The organism is Pseudomonas sp., from assembly GCF_051660785.1.
Lineage (GTDB): Bacteria > Pseudomonadota > Gammaproteobacteria > Pseudomonadales > Pseudomonadaceae > Aquipseudomonas.
In genome coordinates, this window is the sequence record NZ_JBOFQE010000088.1 from 45,995 (window position 1) to 64,075 (window position 18,081).

General features: G+C 59.9%; 16 protein-coding genes. 6 read left to right on the top strand and 10 right to left on the bottom strand.

The features are described 5' to 3' along the window. Positions 1 to 28: 28 nt before the first annotated feature. Positions 29 to 955 (top strand): LysR family transcriptional regulator, encoded by a 927-nt coding sequence (locus tag ACRC4F_RS24020; RefSeq protein ID WP_438661596.1) that lies wholly within the window; start codon positions 29 to 31, stop codon positions 953 to 955. Here ACRC4F_RS24020 and ACRC4F_RS24025 read toward each other — a convergent pair. The 6 genes from ACRC4F_RS24025 to ACRC4F_RS24050 all read right to left on the bottom strand — a co-directional run bounded on the left by ACRC4F_RS24025 (position 872) and on the right by ACRC4F_RS24050 (position 5,456). Continuing rightward, on the bottom strand, positions 872 to 1,189 hold the full coding sequence (locus ACRC4F_RS24025; RefSeq protein WP_094469616.1) for an AzlD domain-containing protein: 318 nt from the start codon (positions 1,187 to 1,189) through the stop codon (positions 872 to 874). The two genes, ACRC4F_RS24020 and ACRC4F_RS24025, sit on opposite strands and share 84 nt — an antisense overlap. Continuing rightward, the gene (locus tag ACRC4F_RS24030; protein WP_438661597.1) at positions 1,168 to 1,884 is read right to left on the bottom strand and encodes an AzlC family ABC transporter permease; all 717 of its coding nucleotides are present in this window, start codon (positions 1,882 to 1,884) and stop codon (positions 1,168 to 1,170) included. The genes ACRC4F_RS24025 and ACRC4F_RS24030 overlap by 22 nt, the downstream gene beginning before the upstream one ends. Beyond that, on the bottom strand, positions 1,881 to 2,294 hold the full coding sequence (locus tag ACRC4F_RS24035) for a GNAT family N-acetyltransferase (RefSeq protein WP_178082335.1): 414 nt from the start codon (positions 2,292 to 2,294) through the stop codon (positions 1,881 to 1,883). The genes ACRC4F_RS24030 and ACRC4F_RS24035 overlap by 4 nt, the downstream gene beginning before the upstream one ends. 46 nt (positions 2,295 to 2,340) lie before the next feature. Beyond that, positions 2,341 to 3,090: a 2OG-Fe dioxygenase family protein gene (locus ACRC4F_RS24040; protein ID WP_094469618.1), complete on the bottom strand. Its 750-nt coding sequence runs from the start codon at positions 3,088 to 3,090 to the stop codon at positions 2,341 to 2,343. A gap of 232 nt (positions 3,091 to 3,322) precedes the next feature. Next, positions 3,323 to 4,609 carry an OprD family porin gene (locus ACRC4F_RS24045; protein ID WP_438661598.1) on the bottom strand — a complete coding sequence of 429 codons (1,287 nt, stop codon included), beginning with the start codon at positions 4,607 to 4,609 and terminating at the stop codon, positions 3,323 to 3,325. A gap of 232 nt (positions 4,610 to 4,841) precedes the next feature. Continuing rightward, on the bottom strand, positions 4,842 to 5,456 hold the full coding sequence (locus tag ACRC4F_RS24050; RefSeq protein WP_438661599.1) for a DsbA family protein: 615 nt from the start codon (positions 5,454 to 5,456) through the stop codon (positions 4,842 to 4,844). 252 nt (positions 5,457 to 5,708) lie between these two features. Here ACRC4F_RS24050 and ACRC4F_RS24055 point away from each other — a divergent pair, with 252 nt between their 5' ends. Next, the gene (locus ACRC4F_RS24055) at positions 5,709 to 7,802 is read left to right on the top strand and encodes a TonB-dependent receptor (protein WP_438661600.1); all 2,094 of its coding nucleotides are present in this window, start codon (positions 5,709 to 5,711) and stop codon (positions 7,800 to 7,802) included. A 188-nt stretch (positions 7,803 to 7,990) separates the two neighbouring features. Here ACRC4F_RS24055 and ACRC4F_RS24060 read toward each other — a convergent pair whose 3' ends face one another. The 4 genes from ACRC4F_RS24060 to ACRC4F_RS24075 all read right to left on the bottom strand — a co-directional run bounded on the left by ACRC4F_RS24060 (position 7,991) and on the right by ACRC4F_RS24075 (position 13,528). After that, positions 7,991 to 8,203 (bottom strand): hypothetical protein, encoded by a 213-nt coding sequence (locus ACRC4F_RS24060; RefSeq protein WP_094469623.1) that lies wholly within the window; start codon positions 8,201 to 8,203, stop codon positions 7,991 to 7,993. 245 nt (positions 8,204 to 8,448) lie between these two features. Beyond that, positions 8,449 to 9,555, bottom strand: a complete 1,107-nt coding sequence (gene aguA, locus ACRC4F_RS24065) for an agmatine deiminase (protein WP_438661601.1) — start codon at positions 9,553 to 9,555, stop codon at positions 8,449 to 8,451. 4 nt (positions 9,556 to 9,559) lie between these two features. Continuing rightward, entirely contained in the window at positions 9,560 to 10,438 is an 879-nt protein-coding gene (aguB, locus tag ACRC4F_RS24070) for an N-carbamoylputrescine amidase (RefSeq protein ID WP_438661602.1), read from the bottom strand. Between the two features lie 177 nt (positions 10,439 to 10,615). Beyond that, a complete protein-coding gene (locus ACRC4F_RS24075; RefSeq protein WP_438661603.1) occupies positions 10,616 to 13,528 on the bottom strand; it encodes an aminotransferase in 2,913 nt (970 codons plus the stop codon). Between the two features lie 178 nt (positions 13,529 to 13,706). Between ACRC4F_RS24075 and rfbC the strand changes: the two genes are divergently transcribed. The 4 genes from rfbC to ACRC4F_RS24095 all read left to right on the top strand — a co-directional run bounded on the left by rfbC (position 13,707) and on the right by ACRC4F_RS24095 (position 18,054). Next, positions 13,707 to 14,252: a dTDP-4-dehydrorhamnose 3,5-epimerase gene (gene rfbC, locus ACRC4F_RS24080; RefSeq protein ID WP_438661604.1), complete on the top strand. Its 546-nt coding sequence runs from the start codon at positions 13,707 to 13,709 to the stop codon at positions 14,250 to 14,252. A 106-nt stretch (positions 14,253 to 14,358) separates the two neighbouring features. After that, the gene (locus ACRC4F_RS24085; protein ID WP_438661605.1) at positions 14,359 to 16,167 is read left to right on the top strand and encodes a sensor histidine kinase; all 1,809 of its coding nucleotides are present in this window, start codon (positions 14,359 to 14,361) and stop codon (positions 16,165 to 16,167) included. After that, positions 16,164 to 17,558, top strand: coding sequence for a sigma-54-dependent transcriptional regulator (locus ACRC4F_RS24090; protein WP_438661606.1), 1,395 nt, complete (start codon positions 16,164 to 16,166; stop codon positions 17,556 to 17,558). Before ACRC4F_RS24085 ends, ACRC4F_RS24090 begins: the two co-directional genes overlap by 4 nt. 40 nt (positions 17,559 to 17,598) lie before the next feature. Further along, on the top strand, positions 17,599 to 18,054 hold the full coding sequence (locus ACRC4F_RS24095) for a YiiD C-terminal domain-containing protein (protein WP_438661607.1): 456 nt from the start codon (positions 17,599 to 17,601) through the stop codon (positions 18,052 to 18,054). Positions 18,055 to 18,081 lie beyond the last annotated feature (27 nt).

Below are 18,081 nucleotides of genomic sequence, written 5' to 3' on the forward strand. Positions count from 1 at the left end.
GCCAGCCCACTTTAGAGGGCATTACCCAATGGATAGCAGAACCCTACGCAACCTGATGCGCATTGTTCAGACCGGCTCATTGTCGGCGGCAGCAGAGCATTCCTGTTTAACGGTGCAGGCGTTGGCCGCGCAGTTGAACAAGGTCGAAGAGCAGTTCGGTTTTCGGTTGTTCCGTCGCTCCAACAAGGGGTTGACCCTGACCACGCAAGGCACGGAACTCACGCCTTACATGGACAAGGTGCTGGTTGCCACGCGGCAACTGGAAGAAAAAGTCGCCGCGCTGAAGGTGCCTGGGCAGCGCACGCTCAAGGTGGCGCTGAACACGACGCTGTCGGCTGACTTCAATCGGCGAATGATCGGACGCCTGATTGAGGTGTTTCCCGACTATCAGCTGGAATTCAGCTACGCCGAGTCGATGGAAAACCTCAGCAAGCTGAAGAACGAAGATTTTGACCTGGCCGTGTTGATCGGGCCGCAAAAGCCGGGTTTGCCCAGCATCATCCTGCCCGATGTCCAGGTGCAGGTGGTCGGTGCGCATTGCGGTCAGGAACATGATCCGCTGGTGTTGCTCGGCAACAAGTTTCAGGTGCGTCCGGCCGACGATTGTCCGTATTCCCACAGCTTCCTGCGCTTTCTCGATGCCGGTCTTGGCAATTACGAGTCGGGCAAGCGGATGGTGTATTCGTGCAGCGAAACCCTGACGCTGTCGTTGATCACGCAAATGGACGGCCTCGGCATGGTCTCGCGGGATGCGGCCCAGCGAAACGGCCTGACCATTTTCCCCGGTTTCGAGGATGCCCTCGAAGTGCGGCTGGCGATCAACAATCCGGAGTTGTCGGGTCAGGCCTTGCACGATGTGGTCGACCTCCCGCTACATGAACGAGCCGAGCGCAATGTACGCAGCCGTTCCCACCGCAACGGAGAGAAAGAGGTTTTTGCTGAAGTACGCACATAACAACGTCGGAATCGCAGCATAAAATTCCGGGCGATCGAGCTGCACGTGCTGATCCTTGATCAACAACGGCGTAAGGCTGATTGCAGCGACGATCGCCACCGGCAGGTATTCCAGCGCCCGGGCGACGAAGGGCGGCCAGTGGTCGGTGTTCACTTGAAGCGGCAACGCGCGCGGCAGGAAGGTCACGGCCATCATCAGCGCGACGACCAGGATCAGGAACGTTTGGTCAGGCATACGCCCACCCCGCAGCCGACGAATGTGGCGATGAAGACGTTGAAGGGCGAGCTGCCGACCAGGCTCAGCGCGCCCATGCAGGCGACGGCGGCCAATGCGGCGATGAGTTTGTTACGGGTGTTGCACAGCGACACCAGCACGTAGAGCATCATTGCGGTCAGCGCGTAGTCGAGCTGATACTGGATCAAGTGCGCCGCGTACTGCGCACAAATCGCCCCCAGCAAACCACCGAGCACCCACGAAGTGTGGCAAAACAGGTTGAAACCGATCAGGTAACGCACGTTGACGGGCGAGCCCTTGCCCAGTTTGACGCTGTGGAAGGCGAACGACTCATCGGTCAGCCCGCCCGCGTAACACCAGCGCTCCATTCGACTGAGCCCCATCGCCTGCAACGCCTTGGCCATGTAGACCGACATCAGCATGTGCCGCGCATTGATCAAAAACGTGGTGAGGATGATGGTGGTGAGCGAAGCGCCGCTGGAAATCAGCGCCAGGGCAGCGAACTGTGAAGCGCCGGCATACACGAACAGGCACATGGCGACCGGCAGCCACACGGGCAACCCGGCATTCACCGCCATCAATCCGAACACAAACGACACCGTGAAGTAACCCGCAATGACCGGGCTGGCTTCGGCGAAGGTGCGCGAAGCGTGCGGCTCGACCATCAGCGGCTGGCTGCTGGACGTCTCATTCATAGGTCCCTCTCAAATGTTCTTTCGCCGCGCGGTTCGCAAAAACCCTGGGCACTCCAGAAGCGCTGGCCGGCAAGGTTAGCATCGTCGACAAACAGGAACATGCGCAGAACGCCTACGCGTTTCATGTCTGAGGACGCCGCTTCAACCAGGCGTTGACCGACGCCCTGGCTGCGGTAATCCGGGCTCACTGCGAGGTGGTTGATCGTGCCGCGACTGCCGAGCATGCCGCCCAACACCGCGCCGACAATTTCGCCGCTGACATCCAGTGCGATAAACGCGGTAGTGGTCTTCTGCACCAGCACACCGCGCAGGCATTTGGCGTCCTGCCATTCACAGAAAGACACTTCTTCGAACTGCCGAAAGAAGCGTTCCAGGCGCTGTGCATCCTTGGCCGTGGTGCGCCGCAGCATCACCGGTGCAGGGCACTCGGCGAGGCTGGTCACGGAGTTGTACTGTTCAGCGAACAATGTCGAAAGCGGTCCCGGGCCGCGAGAAAGAGATCGCCAGAATCTGCCGGTACGCCATGTCGTGAGAATGGGTATTGCGTGCCGGTGTCACGTAGTGACGCATGTCGCGATCGAGAAAGTAGGTGGTGTCGAGGATTTCCTGATACGTCGTCGAGGCCAGGTGTTCCTGGTTTTCAGTGTCGTATAAACGACTCTCTGCCCCTTCAACGTTATTGCGTCCCCAGAAGTGCACGCCGCTGAACGGGTAACCGTCGCAGTGAATCCCTTCCGGGGTGATTTCCAGTTGCTTGCCAGGCTTGATCTCGATGCGGATCTGATGAATCTGACATTGCCAGATTTCATCGTGCAACTCAGGTGGCAAAACGTTTTTGTACACTTCGAAGTCGGTGTCGATCAGGCTGCGCATCACCGGCGAACTGATGATTTCATCGGAGAAATCCTGGAAGTGCCGAACCATCCCGCCCACGTAGCTGTTGTTGGCCTTGGACTGAACATAGGCGCGATGTTCAAGCTGCTTGAGATCGCGCGTGACCGGGTTGTATTCGAAATCGCTGTAACGTCGATAACGCATGCCCGCCTCGGCCTGACCGTAGTAACTGTCCGGCTCCATGTTTTCCCAGCTTCTGGTCAATCTGACGAAATCGTTGAAATGACCGAAAAGATTGAAGTCAGCACCCCGGACGTTGGCATATTTGTCCCGCCGTAGAAATTCGCCCACTTCTTTGTTCAAAACGATCATTTTCAAAATCTCCGTACATTTAGCAGCCTAATCTAGAGAGCACAGGATTTACGTCCATGAGAAAGAATTTGAGGCATATCAAGCGCTGCTTGAAACGGAACATGACGTTGCTTTAATTCGGTTTTTTATGACCGAAAATGGCCGTTTTTTGCGTTTTTCGATGGTTCTCAGGCAAAAAAAACCCCGAGCCAGTCGGGGTTTTTTCAGCGAGTGTTGGACACTCAGTCGATCATCAGAAGATGTTGATCGGGTAATCCACGAACACACGCACTTCGTTACCGCTGACGTTGTACTCGCTGGATTTCTGCGAGACACGCAGGATCGAGCTGCGCAGTTTCACGCTCAGGTCTTTGGCCGGGCCGCTTTGCACGACGTACTTGAACTGGTTGAAGATTTCGCGCTCGGTGCCGCCTTCGCTGGTGGACGTGGTGATGTTGTCACCGCGCACGTAGGCGAAGTTGTAGCTCAGGCCAGGAACGCCGAATGCGGTGAAGTCCAGGCCGTAGCCCAACTGCCAGCTGCGCTCGTCTTCGGCGTTGAAGTCGGACCAGTAGGAGTTCGCCAGGTAGATGGTGTTGCCACCGTCACCGACACGACCTTGATCCTTCTGATAGCCGCCGTAGGCGTAGCCCAGGTTGCTGTCGCCGGTGCTGCGCTGGTGACCGACGGTAAACGAGTGCGGGCCAGTGGCGAAGGTCGCTGCCAGGCTCCAGATCTTGTTGTCGTCGCCGGTAGCACCGCTTTCGCGGACGTAGGAATCGTCCAGCTTGGTGCGATAGCCGTTGAAGTCCAGGGTCAGAGACTGATCCTTGTTGATCGGGAACACGTAGTTGGCGTTCACGTATTGCTTCTTCAGCACGTCTTCGACGTCGGATGCGTACAGCGCAGCCTTGAATTGCTCGGTGAACTGATAGCTACCGCCCAACACGTTGATCGACTTCAGGCCACCACTGTCACGGCCTTCAGCGCTTTTGCGCGATTCGGCGGTGAAGCGACCGGCGTTCAACTCCAGGCCTTTGATCTCCTTGGAGGTGATCAAGGTGCCGGTGTAGCTTTCCGGCAGCAGGCGCACGTTGTCATAGCTCAGAACCGGCAGGGACGGCATCTGGTCGCCGTAGGTCAGCGTGGTGCTGGAGAGACGGAATTTGACCGCTGCGCCACCCTTCGACAGGTCGTCAGCCGCGTTGCCGCTGTCGCCCTTTTTAAAGAAATCGATGCCTTGGGCGCCGGTGCGACCCTTGCCGCCATCCAGACGCAAAGCGTACAGACCGAAAGCATCCACACCGACACCGACGGTGCCTTGGGTGAAGCCGGACGAGAACGTACCGATGGCCGCTTGGCCCCATTCGGCTTTGTCCGCACGACCGTCTTTGTAATCACGATTCATGTAGGCGTTGCGCAGCAGCACTTTGAGACTGCTGTCTTCAACAAATCCCTTGGATTCGGCCTGGTCGTTAGCCATGGCCTGTGTAGCGCTCAACATCCCCAGAGCGATCAGGCTGATTCGCTTATTCAACATTTTGTTCTTTTCCTTATTACTGGTTGATACGCGCTGTGTCGAACGGCTGAAATGGCGCTATCGCGCTCTTTTTTCACCCCAAAACAAAAAGGCCCGCCCACGAGGAAATCGTGGCGGGCCTTTTTATTATTTTGTTGAGTCATGGCGGTTAGCCACAGGCGTTGGCGAATGCTAGCCGCGCCCAGAACACCGTGTCAATTTGATGAATCGTCTATCGATAGGCTGGAAACGTCTAAGCGGACTGAGCAACCCAGGTTGCGAACGCCTCAGGCTTGCCGAGCCAGGGGCTGATGTCGACCAGCGCGAATTGGCCATTGCGCTCAAGGGCCAGCGTTGGAAAGCCCTGGCCGCCGACGCGGGCCAACAACGCGCGACTGTCCTTGATATGCCGATCGACATCGGCATTGTTGTAGGCGGCCTCAAAAGCCTGAGGTTTCAGGCCGATGTCCTTTGCCAGTTCACACAACACCGTCTCATCGGCGATGCGCCGACCTTCCACGTAATGGGCTGTTTGCAAACGCCCCAGCAATTCAAGTCCACGACCGGCCATTTGTTCGGCAGCCAGCACCGCAGCGATGGGCGGCGTGGAGTCGAACACCGCTGTTTCGTCGCGTAGCAAACCTTCGAAATACGCTTCGCCAAACGGTTGACCGCTGTACTCAGCGATGCGTCGGTCGTGGGGCATCACGTAGTTGCGCAGTTGTGGCGAAACGGTCTGGCGGTTGGCGCCGCTCATCATCCCGCCGCCGTGGGCGATGACCGGCAACACGCCTTGAGCGGCTTGAGCCAGCGGTTTAGCGCCGTAGCACCAGCCGCATAACGGGTCGTAAATGTAGTGAAGGATCATAGGAGACTCCGGCAATCAATCGGGGAAATTCAATGCGGCAGACTAATCCTCAGACCGTTTCGGAAAAACGCTGAAATGGCTTTCAGTCTGTTTCATGAATCGGTCGAATGCTCTCTTCAAGCCTTTGTATCAACCTCGAAATAACTCGAAACAATCCAGCGGCGGAACCTTTCAAGAATAATTAACAAAAGTAAATAGCAAGCATTACCATTCGCGCCCTCGAATTCTTCCACCCTTTCGGATGCGCTTCAGATGCCTGCCCCCTTCCGCCTTACGCCCGTCACCCTTGGGCTTTCTGCTTTTCTGTCTGCCGGTTTCACCTGCGCCGCGACCACCGTATTACCCGAAACCTCGATCAGTGCCGAAGCCGAAGCCGACGACCCGCGAGTGAAGGAAACCAGCACCGCAACTCGCACTGCGACACCGGTACGCTATGTGCCCCAAGCCATCGACTCGATCAAAACCTCGAACGTCTCGGATTACGGCACCAACGACCTGGGCACTGCGCTGAGCGGCATCCCCAACGTCAGCAGCGGCGCCGACACCCGTTTCGACAGCCTGCGCATCCGCGGTTTCGACGCCAGCAACGACTTCTACCTCGATGGCATTCGTGACGACAGCCAATACGTGCGCGACCTGCACAACATCGAGCGCATCGAAGTCCTCAAGGGCCCGGCGGCCGTGTTGTACGGCCGTGGCAGCCAGGGCGGGATCGTCAACCGGGTCAGCAAACTGCCCGAGTTCGGCCGCCGTTCGTCCATCGAAGCCCAAGGCGGCAGCGATGATTTGCGCAGCCTGTATGCCGACCTCAGCACCGATCCGTCCGAGAACATCAGCCTGCGCCTGAACATGGGCAACATGGATCAGAACAGCTTCCGCGATGGCGTCAGCGGCAACCGTCAACTGTTCGCGCCGTCGATGAGCTGGCAACTGACGCCGGACCTGAACTGGCTCGTACAGTACGAATACAGCCGTTACAACCGTACGCCGGATCGCGGCATCCCTGGTATCAACGGTCGCCCGGCAGACGTAGGACGCGATACGACCTACGGCAGCGAGCACGATTTCATCGACGACAAGTCGCAATCCCTGCGCTCCAAACTCATCTATGAACTCAGCGACAACTGGCAGCTGCGCCACACCCTGGGCGTGTTCAAGCTCGACAGCGATTTCGATAACACGTACCTGACCGGCTACACCCCGGCCACCAACAAGGTCACGCGCCAGCACTGGCAGCAGGACCTGACCACCCGCAACGTCTACAACAACGTCGAACTGGAAGGGGGTTTCGACACCTTCGGTCTGGAGCATCGTGTGCTGACCGGGATCGAGATCGGCAGCCAGCGCCGCGATCCGACCTTGTACACCGCGGCCACGACAGGGCGAGGCAGCTCACCGGTGCCGGCGCTGGACCTGTACAACCCGAATCGCGATTTGCGCCATACCGGGCGCATGCAGGTGTCCAGCGACAACCACACCGAAGTCGAAAGCCGTGCGGTGTACATACAGGATCAATTGCGCCTCAACGATCAATGGCAACTGCTGGCCGGTTTGCGCTACGACACCTTCGACATCGAATCGACCAACAAGCTGCGCAACATTTCTGAGGACCGTGACAGCCACAGCACCAGCCCGCGTGTAGGCCTGGTCTGGACGCCGCTGCAGAATCATTCCTTCTATGCGTCCTGGACCAAGACATTCTCGCCAGTGGGCGGCGGCTTGATCGGCATCACGCCGGGCGCTGCCGGCAACAGCAACGACTTGAGCCCCGAACTGACCAAGCAGAAGGAAATCGGCGTGAAAAGCGACTGGCTCGACGACCGCCTGAGCACCACGCTGGCGATCTACGAACTGGAACTCTACAACCGCCGCACCAGCGACCCGCTCAACCCGACCATCACGTTGCTCTCGGGCCTGCAACGTTCCCGCGGGATCGAGCTGACCGGCACCGGCAAAATCGCCGGCAACTGGTACGTGCGCGGTGGAGTCGGCGTGCAGGACGCGACGGTCGAGAAGGACAACAACGGCTTTGAAGACAAACGCATCAGCAACGTGGCCAAGCACAACGGCAGCCTGTTCCTGACCTGGAAACCGGAAATGGGCTGGTATGCGGAAACCGGCTTGACCCTGGTGGGCCAGCGTTATGCAGACAACCTCAACACCGTCGTGCTGCCGGGTTATGGCCGTTGGGATGCACTGGCCGGGTTCCGGCAGAAGGATTGGGACTTGCGTGCGGCGCTGAACAACATCAGCGACAAGACCTATTACTCGTCAGCCACCAGCGCGGCGCAGATTCAACCGGGCGAACCGCGCAGCCTGGTGGTGACTGGAACCTACAGTTTCTAAACACGCCACAACCGTGTGGGAGCGAGCCTGCTCGCGATAGCGGTGGATCAATCAACATCGATGTTGACTGTCAGACCGCCATCGCGAGCAGGCTCGCTCCCACAGGGGGTGTGTTGTTCACAAAACCATCGCCCATAAAAAGCGCCGCCCTCCCGGCAGCGCTTTTATCAATCCTTTGTTTTTTCTTCTTATCCTTCCATCACATCCCACAACGCTTCCAGTTCCGCCTCGCTGAATAAACCAGCGGGGTAACGCTCGATCATCATCCGGCGCGGATCAGGCTCTCTGATCTGACGCGTTCCATTGGACTTCAACCAGTGCGCAAGAACCTGGAGCGATTCGCTATTGACTGCCAGGGGATGCAACGCCCGCTCGCTCACTACGTTCACTTCGGCGTTCATTTCGGCGCTCTCTCCCGGTTTGTGAGCGGCTAACTTATCCAAGGTTTATGACAGAACATCGAAGTCCTCCCCCTCCCTGTTTCACACCTTGAGAGATACAAGAGCTGTGCCAATGTTTCTGATATGTCGACAAGTGGATACAAAGAAGCCCGCAGTCCTTTGGGGCTGCGGGCTTCTTGATGAACGGCGGGGATAAACAGGAGCCTCAGTGGTTTTTCAACCGGTTCAGGCTGTTACAACCCCACTCATTCCTTGTGCGGTGCCGGTTGTTGTTGGGTAAGGCAGTGGATGTTACCGCCCCCCAGTAACAGTTCGCGGCCCGGCACCATCACCACTTCGTGCTGCGGGAACAGTGCCTGCAAAATCTCTTTCGCCGGACCGTCCAGCGGGTCGTCAAAACTCGGCGCGATAATGCCGCCGTTGACGATCAGGAAGTTCACGTAGGAACCGGCCAGACGGACAGTCGGATTACGCTCCTGAGTCCCGTCTACCGGATCCACCCCGGCGCACTCTTCCTCGGTCGCATACAGCGGCCCCGGAATCGGCATCTTGTGCACCGTGAATGGGCGACCTTTGCCATCGGTGCTGCTTTCCAGCACCTTCATCGCCGCCTGGCAGCGCGGGTAGTTCGGGTCCTGCGGGTCATCGGTCCAGGCCAGCAACACTTCACCCGGACGGACGTAGCAGCAGAAGTTATCCACATGGCCATCGGTTTCGTCGTTAAACAGACCGTCCGGCAGCCAGATGATTTTATCCACAGCCAGATGGGCGCTGAGCACTGCTTCAATTTCTGCACGGTTCATGTGCGGGTTGCGATTGCGGTTGAGCAGGCATTCTTCGGTGGTGATCAGGGTGCCTTCGCCATCGACGTGGATCGAACCGCCTTCGAGCACGAAGCCCTCGGTGCGATAGCGCTGGCTGCGCTCGATCTCAAGGATCTTGCCGCCGACCTGCGAGTCGCGATTCCACGGCGAATACAGACCGCCGTCGAAACCGCCCCATGAGTTGAAGTCCCAATTCACACCACGGACTTCGCCACTGTTATTGATGACGAACGTGGGGCCGGTGTCGCGAACCCAGGCGTCATCGCTGGACATCTCGACCACACGAATATTGGGTACGTCGAGACGGGCGCGGGCGTTCTCGTACTGGCCGGCGGAGACCGCCACGGTCACCGGTTCGAAACGGGCGATGGCCTTGGCCACGGCCACGTGCGCGGCTTGCGCGGGTTTGCCGCCCAGGCGCCAGTTGTCCGGGCGCTCGGGCCAGATCATCCAGGTCTGGGTTTGTGGCGCCCACTCGGCGGGCATGTAGAAGCCATCGGCGCGCGGGGTGCTGTTTAAAGTGGTCATGCGATCAGGACTCCAGGGAACCGTCGAGGGTTTTGATCGCATTGTATAGGTTCGGGCGACGATCACGGAATGAACCCCACGCGCTGCGAATGTGCTCCAGTTCGTCGAGGTCGAAGCTGTGAACCAGCACGCCTTCTTCGGTCTTGTCGAGTTCCTGGACTTTCTCGCCGAACTGGTTGGCGATGAACGACGAGCCGTAGAACGTGATGTCGTAGCCGTCCTGTTCTTCGTTGCCGATACGGTTGCTGGCGATCAGCGGCATCAGGTTGGCACCGGCATGGCCTTGTTGCACGCGTTGCCAGTGGTCACGGGAGGAAATGGTCTTGTCGTGCGGCTCGCTGCCGATGGCGGTCGGGTAGAACAATATTTCCGCGCCCAACAACGCCATGCTGCGGGCGCATTCCGGGAACCACTGGTCCCAGCAGATGCCCACGCCGATTTTTGCGTAACGGGTGTTCCAGACTTTGAAGCCGGTATCGCCCGGGTTGAAGTAATACTTTTCGTGGTAGCCAGGGCCGTCGGGGATGTGGCTTTTACGATAAATCCCGAGGTTGCTGCCGTCGGCATCGATGATCGCAATGCTGTTGAAACGCGCGCGGCCAGCCAGCTCATAGAAGCTGATCGGCAGCACCACTTGCAGTTCCTTGGCGACTTTCTGGAAATGCTTGATGGCGACGTTGTCTTCGACCGTCGTGGCCAGTTGCAGGTAATCCGCGTTCGGCTTCTGGCAGAAGTACGGCGCCTCGAACAGTTCCTGGATGAGGATGATCTGCGCGCCTTTGGCCGCGGCCTCACGGACCAGCCTTTCAGCGGTCTCGAGGTTGGCTTCAAGGTCCCAGGAACAGGCCATCTGGGTGGCGGCGACGGTAACAATGCGGCTCATGAATCATCTCCGGGGAAAGTGCTTAACGTTGGCAGTGACGACTTTATAGCCGATAAATATCGGCTTTAAAAGCAATCAATCTTCCATCCGTCTAATTTTACGCACTTAAACCCGATAACAATCGAACTAACACATCACCCCTGTAGGAGCGAGCCGGCTCCCACAGGGGATAGGTGTTTACAGGCCTTCGGCGAGCACCTTCGAGAGCATATCCACGAAGAAATCCACACTCCGGCGCGAGGTGACCATCGGCGGCTTGATCTTGAGCACGTTCAGGTAATCCCCCGTCGGCTGCATGAAAATCCCCAACTCCCGCAACCGATCACACAGCGCCGCCGTTTCTTCAGTCGCCGGTTCCAGGGTTTGGCGATTTCGGACCAACTCCACACCCAGATAGAAACCGGAACCATGCACCGCGCCCACCAGCGGATGAATATCAATCAGCGCTTCAAGCCGCTCCTTGAAATACCCGCCCACCACCTGAGCGTTTTCCCAGAGCTTTTCTTCTTCCATCACATCCAGCACCGCCATACCGATCTGGCAACTGACCGGGCTGCCACCCGCCGACGAGAAGAAGTAACCCTCGGCCTCCAGTGCTTCGGCGATTTCCCGGCGGGTGATCACCGCGCCCAGCGGCTGGCCGTTGCCCATGCCTTTGGCCATGGTGATGATGTCCGGCACCACGCCCTGCTCTTCGAAACCCCAGAAAAAATGGCCCATGCGCCCGTAACCGACCTGCACTTCATCGGCGATACACACGCCACCCTGCGCACGAACCAGCGCGTAAACCTGTTTCAGATAACCCGGCGGCAGCGAAATCCCGCCGGCATTGCCGTACACCGGCTCGCAGATGAAACCGGCCAACTGGCGTTTCTGTTCAGCGATTTTCGCCAAGTTGTGTTCAACGCTGCGCACGTAGTCCGGTGCGCTGTCGAGGCCACGGAATTCGCCGCGATAGATATTCGGCGCAGTTACTGGATGCACCCAATCGGGACGGCTGCTCAAGGCTTTCGGGTTGTCAGCAATCGAGGTCGAAACCGCGTCCGCGCCCACCGTCCAGCCGTGATAAGCCTCCAGCACGCTGACCATGTCCCGACCGCCGCTGTAGGCCCATGCCAGACGAATCGCCAGGTCATTGGCCTCGCTGCCGCTGTTGACCAGGAACACCCGATCCATGCCTTCCGGCGACAACTTCAGCAAGCGCTCGGAAAACTCGGCGACCGCCGCATAGTTGAAACGCGAGTTGGTGTTGAGCAATGACCACTGACGACTGGCCACCGCGGCCATGCGCGGATGACCGTGACCCAGCACCGCAACGTTGTTGAGCATGTCGAGGTAGGAGCGGCCCTGCATGTCGATCAGGTGATTGCGCCAGCCGCGCTCGATGCGCGGCGGGTCAACGTAATAGTGCTTCTGGGTGCGCGCGAAACTGGCGTCGCGGCGCGCCAGCAATGTCTGCGAATCGAGTTCCGCTTCAGCATCGCAGGCCAGCCCCAGCAATGCCGCCGGTGACGGGCACAACGCTTGCCAAGCCAATGCGCGAGACGGTGTGCAAAACAACGGCACATCAAACGAAGCGCCTCGGCACAATTGCACAATCAACGGCCCGCTGACCGCACCCAGCACCTGGCCTTTGACCAGCGCCGCACCGATATGCAACGACGGCGTCACGCCCCAAAGCCGCACGCTCAGTTGTGGACCGTCCAGTTGCAGCACACCCGCCGCCGGCTGATGAAGCACACCGGCAAAAGGCGACTCGACCGCCGTGCCGTCTGGCACGCGCAACTCCACGTGCAACGGGCACGTTTCGGGCTCAGCGGCGCTGTCCGGCCGGGTACGGGATAACCGATATTGACCATAACGGCTGGCCGCCAGCCCATGCGCCGCCGCAGCCTCGCTCAGCAAACGCTGATCGACGCCGTCCTGCTCCCAGTTACCCGCCTCGAAATGCGGGCTCAGCACGCCCAGGTCAATCAAGGCAAATTCACGCCCCACAAGGCTCGGCAGCAACGGCGCAAAACCTTCGCTGCCAATGCTCGGCAGCGTCTGGCCGACCGACGTCAGGATCGCCGCTTCCATCAATTCCAGCGGCACCGACGTGGCAACGCGGAAGATCTCCCACTCATGGGTCAGGTTATCGCGGCTGTATTCATTTCCGGGATCAATGCTGACCTGCTGCTCGCCACTGAGCACCAGCACCGCCGCCCGCGCGACGATCAACGGCCAGAGTGCCAGCAGTTCTTCGTGGGTTAGCGGATTGACCGCGTGATAAGCCTGGACCGCCGGCAAGATATAGAACGGATCGCCATCGGCGTGGTGCAGCAACGCCGCGCAGGTGACCGACAGATCGGTAATACGCCAGGTACGGATCAAGTCGCCGAAATCGATCACGCCCTGCAACTGCCACTCGCGTTGCGAGTCCCGCTGCCAGACCACGTTGTCGTCGGTAATGTCCATGTGAATCGCCTGCACCGGCAGTTTATCCACCAGCGGCTGCAAATGACGCTCGGCTCGTTCGGCCGCTTCAGCAATCAACCGGCGTTGCGCGTCATCCTTGATCACCGGCAGCAAATGACTGATCAACGCATTGGCGTGGCGGGCGTCCCACTGCAGCGTGCGTTCAAGGCCCGGATGCTCGAAGGCGGCCAGCGCCAGGTCCATCTCGCCGCAGAGCCGACCGAAACCGGCCACCACGGCACCGGGCAGATGATCTAAGTGCGTCAGTGACTGGCCTTCGATGTAATCGAGCAGGCGCACGTGCACGGCCTGACCACCGACTTCCAGCGTGAGCAGATCAGCGCCGTTTTTTGCAGGGATCACTCGCGGCACGTGCACGCCGGAGTGTTCACCCAACTGCTTGAGCCCGGCATGCTGGGCTTGCAGTTCCAGCGCCGAATAGTCGCCACGGCAGATTTTCAGGACGAAACGCCCCCGATCGCTGTCGACCCGGAAGTTGAGGTCCTGCTGGCTGCCCAGAGCGTGCAACCTGCCACTCAGCCCGTAATGCCCCTCGAGCAGCTCTAGCGCTTGCTCCGCAGACACTTGCGGGCTGGGCAAACTGGCGCGGTGAATCAACGTGGCGAGCGGCATACAACGACCCCTGAAATTTTATTAGGCGCTTATATCGCCACTGCTTGAGGCGATACGCAACCCCTCTCCAGACCAGCCGATCAATACCTCGCTGTCACATGAGAGTCGTCACCCCTCGCACCGGCCGGCACTTTGCGCAAGAATGTCGGCCATCAACGCCCATTGCTGGAGAAAGGACATGAATGTAGTCACCACCGACCTGCCCGGTGTTCTGATCATCGAACCCAAGGTATTTGGTGACGAGCGTGGCTTTTTCTATGAAAGCTTCAACGCCCGTGCTTTCGAAGAAGCGACTGGCCGGGCCACACAGTTTGTTCAGGACAACCATTCCCGCTCGCGTAAAGGTGTACTGCGCGGCCTGCATTACCAACTGGAAAACGCCCAGGGTAAATTGGTGCGCGTCACCACCGGTGAAGTGCTTGATGTGGCGGTGGACATACGTCGCAGCTCGCCGCATTTCGGCAAATGGGTCGCCGTGCGCCTTTCCGCCGACAACCATCGCCAACTCTGGATCCCGGAAGGTTTCGCTCACGGGTTTGTGGTGCTGAGTGATGTTGCCGAGTTTCTTTACAAAACAACCGACTATTACACCCCGTCGGCGGAGCGCAGCATTCGTTGGGATGACCCGGACCTGGCCATTGACTGGCAGCTGGAGGAAGCTCCGCAACTGTCCGGCAAGGATCAGGCCGCTGCATTCTTCAAGGACGCTGACGTCTTTTCCTGAATGCCTGTCTGAAACTTCGTTTGCAGGAACGACTTGACCCAAGGTGCGCAGACTGCGCCTTCAAGCCTAGGCATAATGCGCCTGTACCCACAGGCGCCCGATGCTCATGACTCCGACCCTCCCCCGCAGACCCCGCTGGCGCAGCCTCGCACTGCTTGCGCTGTGCCTGGCGCCGTTGCTGTGGCCGCTGGAGCATCTGGCCGAGCGTTATTACCGCAGCGAGCTGGCCGGGCAGAACCGCCAGACCCTCGACCTTTACGTCGCCAACTTGCTGGGCACACTGCATCGTTATGAAGTGTTGCCACAGATTCTCGGCGATCTTCCAGCCCTGCGCGCGGTACTCGGGGCGCCGGACGACAGCGTCACCCAAGGCAATGCCAATCGCCTGCTGAAGAACATCAGCGCCCAGACCGGCGCCGAAGTCATGTACCTGATGGACACCACCGGCAAGACTCTCGCAGCGTCGAACTGGGACAAGCACGACAGTTTTGTCGGGCGCAATTTTTCCTTCCGGCCGTATTTCAGCGAAGCCATGGCCGGACGGCTCGGGCGCTTTTTCGGTTTGGGGACAACCTCGGCCAAACGCGGCTATTTCTTCGCCGCCGCCGTGCGCAATGGCGAGAAAGTCATTGGCGTGCTGGTGGTCAAGGTCGACCTGGACCACACCGAAAGCCTCTGGGGTAAAACCCCGGAACAGCTGCTGCTGACCGACCATAACGGCGTGGTCATCCTCACGTCGCGGCCCGAGTGGCGATTCCGCTCGACCCGGCCTTTGAGCGAAGAAGAACGCAAAGCGATCACCGCGATTCAACCGTACCCGACCCGCGACCCGAAACCGTTGAGGCTCAACCCCAACGCCTGGCTGACCCAAACCCAGCAGATCGCCGAAACCGGCTGGAACGTCAGCATTCTCGCCCCGCGCACCCTGATCGATCGCCCGGTGCGTACGGTCGTCGCCATCGGCGGTGCGACGTTACTGGTGTTGATGCTGCTGCTCGGCCTGATGATGCAGCGTCGCCGCCATTACCTCGACCGCATCGCCTTCGAGGCCAAGGCCCGACGCGAACTGGAAGGCCGGGTCGCCGAACGGACCAGCGACCTCGAAGGCCTCAACCGTCGATTGAAACAGGAAGTGCTGGAGCGCGAACACGCCCAGCAGGAACTGGTGCGCGCCCAGGACGACCTGGTGCAGGCCGGCAAGTTGTCGGCGCTGGGGACCATGTCGGCGAGCATCAGCCACGAATTGAATCAACCGCTCGCGGCCATTCGCAGCTACGCGGAAAACGCCGAAGTGCTGCTCGATCATCAGCGCACCGACGACGCTCGCGGCAACCTTAAATTGATCAGCGAACTGACTGGACGCATGGCGTCGATCATCGCTCATCTGCGCGCCTTCGCCCGGCGCGATCGGCATGCGCCGGAAAGTGTCGCCCTGCAACCGGCGCTGGACGACGCGCTGGCATTGCTGGCCAAACGTCGGCGCAGCATGGAGGTCGAACTGATTCGCGATTTGCCGGCGGCCACGCTCTGGGTCGAGGCCGGGGAAACCCGTCTGCGCCAGGTGCTCGGCAACCTGCTGGCCAACGCACTCGACGCGCTGACCGAAAAAGGCCCGCCGCGTAAACTTTGGTTGAGTGCCCAATCCACTGCGGACGGCGTCACCCTGTACATTCGCGACAACGGCCCCGGCTTTTGCATGGAAGCCCTTGGTCGCGCCAGCGAGCCCTTCTACACCACCAAGACCCGCACCCAGGGGCTTGGCCTGGGGCTGGCGATCTGCGAAACCCTGATGCGCGCCTTCGGGGGTGAACTGTCGTTCGCCAACCACAAGGAAGGCGGCGCCCTGATTACCCTGAAGCTGCGCGCAGGCGCACCGGGTGTGAGCCTGCAACCGTCCGAGGACCGAAGTGCATGACCATCGATAACCGTGTCCAGGTCGTGCTGATCGACGACGATCCCCATCTGCGTCAGGCCTTGAGCCAGACGCTGGACCTGGCGGGCCTGAAAATCCTGCCACTGGCCGAAGCCAAGGGCCTGGCCGGGCAACTGGAGCGCGACTGGCCGGGCGTGGTGGTCAGCGACATCCGCATGCCGGGCATGGACGGTCTCGAACTGCTGACCGAACTGCATGCCCAGGACCCGGAGCTGCCGGTGCTGCTGATCACCGGCCACGGCGATGTGCCGCTGGCCGTCCAGGCGATGCGTGCCGGGGCGTATGACTTCCTGGAAAAACCTTTCGCCAGCGACGCGCTGCTCGACAGCGTGCGCCGCGCGCTGGCTTTGCGCCGGTTGGTGCTGGACAACCGCAGCCTGCGTCTGGCCTTGAGCGATCGTAATGAACTGAGCACAAGACTGGTCGGGCAATCGGCGCCTATGCTGCGCTTGCGCGAGCAGATTGGCGCGTTGGCGGCGACCAAGGCCGACGTGCTGATCCTCGGCGAAACCGGTGCCGGCAAAGAAGTCGTGGCCCGGGCGCTGCACGATTTGTCGAGCCGCCGTAACGGCCCGTTCGTGGCGATCAACGCCGGGGCATTGGCCGAATCGGTGGTGGAAAGCGAGCTGTTCGGTCACGAGCCCGGCGCGTTCACCGGCGCGCAAAAGCGCCGCATCGGCAAGTTTGAATTCGCCAACGGCGGCACCTTGTTCCTCGATGAAATCGAAAGCATGAGCCTGGACGTGCAGGTGAAACTGCTGCGCTTGCTGCAAGAGCGCGTGGTCGAGCGCCTGGGCGGCAATCAGTTGATCCCGCTGGACATCCGCATCATCGCCGCGACCAAGGAAGACCTGCGCCAGTCCGCCGATCAGGGGCGCTTCCGTGCCGACTTGTATTACCGCCTGAACGTTGCGCCGCTGCGCATTCCGCCGCTGCGTGAACGCGGCGAAGATGCGCTGATGCTGTTCCAGCATTTCGCCGACGAAGCCAGCGCCCGCCACGGTTTACCGCCCCATGAACTGCAACCGGGGCAACGCGCCCTGTTGCTGCGCCACACCTGGCCGGGCAACGTGCGGGAACTGCAAAATGCCGCCGAACGCTTTGCCTTGGGCCTGGAACTGGCCCTGGACAACAACACGCCGCAAGGCGCCGCCGGCATGACGGTCGAAGTGGTCAGCGGCGGTCTCAGCGAGCAGGTGGAAAACTTCGAGAAATCGTTGATTGCCGCCGAGCTTGCGCGCTCTCACAGCTCGGTACGCAGCCTCGCCGAAGCCCTCGGCATTCCGCGCAAGACTCTGCACGACAAGCTGCGCAAGCACGGCCTGAACTTCGCCGACGGTGGCGCCAGCAGTAACGCCGACGAACTCGATTGAGCTACCGTCCAATCATCATCTTCAAACAAGAGACCCGTGAATGAGCCGCGAAAGTCGTCAACTGGAATCAGTCCTCCATCACGATATTCCGCTGACGCGGGACATGGGCCTCAAAGTGCTCGACTGGCACGACCAGCAACTGCGCCTGCACTTGCCGCTGGACGCCAACGTCAATCACAAAAGCACCATGTTCGGCGGCAGCCTGTATTGCGGCGCAGTGCTGGCCGGTTGGGGCTGGCTGCATTTGCGGTTGCGTGAAGAAGGGGTTGAAGGCGGGCACATCGTGATTCACGAGGGGCACATCACTTATCCGCTGCCGGTGACCATGGACGCGATCGCGATTTGTCAGGCACCGAGTGCGGTGGTGTGGAAGAAGTTTCTGGCGACGTATCAGCGATACGGACGGGCGCGGCTGGCGTTGCATTCGCGGATCGTCAATGCCGATAACGATGACGATGCAGTGAGGTTTACCGGGCAGTACGTCCTGCACCGCTAAATCTCAGGGCCGATGCAAAACCTGTGG

Excerpts from the sequence above, each read along its gene's own strand:
- ACRC4F_RS24020 (WP_438661596.1), top strand. The coding sequence starts at position 29 with ATGGATAGCAGAACCCTACGCAACCTGATGCGCATTGTTCAGACCGGC.
- ACRC4F_RS24025 (WP_094469616.1), bottom strand. The coding sequence starts at position 1,189 with ATGCCTGACCAAACGTTCCTGATCCTGGTCGTCGCGCTGATGATGGCC.
- ACRC4F_RS24030 (WP_438661597.1), bottom strand. The coding sequence starts at position 1,884 with ATGAATGAGACGTCCAGCAGCCAGCCGCTGATGGTCGAGCCGCACGCT.
- ACRC4F_RS24035 (WP_178082335.1), bottom strand. The coding sequence starts at position 2,294 with ATGCTGCGGCGCACCACGGCCAAGGATGCACAGCGCCTGGAACGCTTC.
- ACRC4F_RS24040 (WP_094469618.1), bottom strand. The coding sequence starts at position 3,090 with ATGATCGTTTTGAACAAAGAAGTGGGCGAATTTCTACGGCGGGACAAA.
- ACRC4F_RS24045 (WP_438661598.1), bottom strand. The coding sequence starts at position 4,609 with ATGTTGAATAAGCGAATCAGCCTGATCGCTCTGGGGATGTTGAGCGCT.
- ACRC4F_RS24050 (WP_438661599.1), bottom strand. The coding sequence starts at position 5,456 with ATGATCCTTCACTACATTTACGACCCGTTATGCGGCTGGTGCTACGGC.
- ACRC4F_RS24055 (WP_438661600.1), top strand. The coding sequence starts at position 5,709 with ATGCCTGCCCCCTTCCGCCTTACGCCCGTCACCCTTGGGCTTTCTGCT.
- ACRC4F_RS24060 (WP_094469623.1), bottom strand. The coding sequence starts at position 8,203 with ATGAACGCCGAAGTGAACGTAGTGAGCGAGCGGGCGTTGCATCCCCTG.
- aguA (WP_438661601.1), bottom strand. The coding sequence starts at position 9,555 with ATGACCACTTTAAACAGCACCCCGCGCGCCGATGGCTTCTACATGCCC.
- aguB (WP_438661602.1), bottom strand. The coding sequence starts at position 10,438 with ATGAGCCGCATTGTTACCGTCGCCGCCACCCAGATGGCCTGTTCCTGG.
- ACRC4F_RS24075 (WP_438661603.1), bottom strand. The coding sequence starts at position 13,528 with ATGCCGCTCGCCACGTTGATTCACCGCGCCAGTTTGCCCAGCCCGCAA.
- rfbC (WP_438661604.1), top strand. The coding sequence starts at position 13,707 with ATGAATGTAGTCACCACCGACCTGCCCGGTGTTCTGATCATCGAACCC.
- ACRC4F_RS24085 (WP_438661605.1), top strand. The coding sequence starts at position 14,359 with ATGACTCCGACCCTCCCCCGCAGACCCCGCTGGCGCAGCCTCGCACTG.
- ACRC4F_RS24090 (WP_438661606.1), top strand. The coding sequence starts at position 16,164 with ATGACCATCGATAACCGTGTCCAGGTCGTGCTGATCGACGACGATCCC.
- ACRC4F_RS24095 (WP_438661607.1), top strand. The coding sequence starts at position 17,599 with ATGAGCCGCGAAAGTCGTCAACTGGAATCAGTCCTCCATCACGATATT.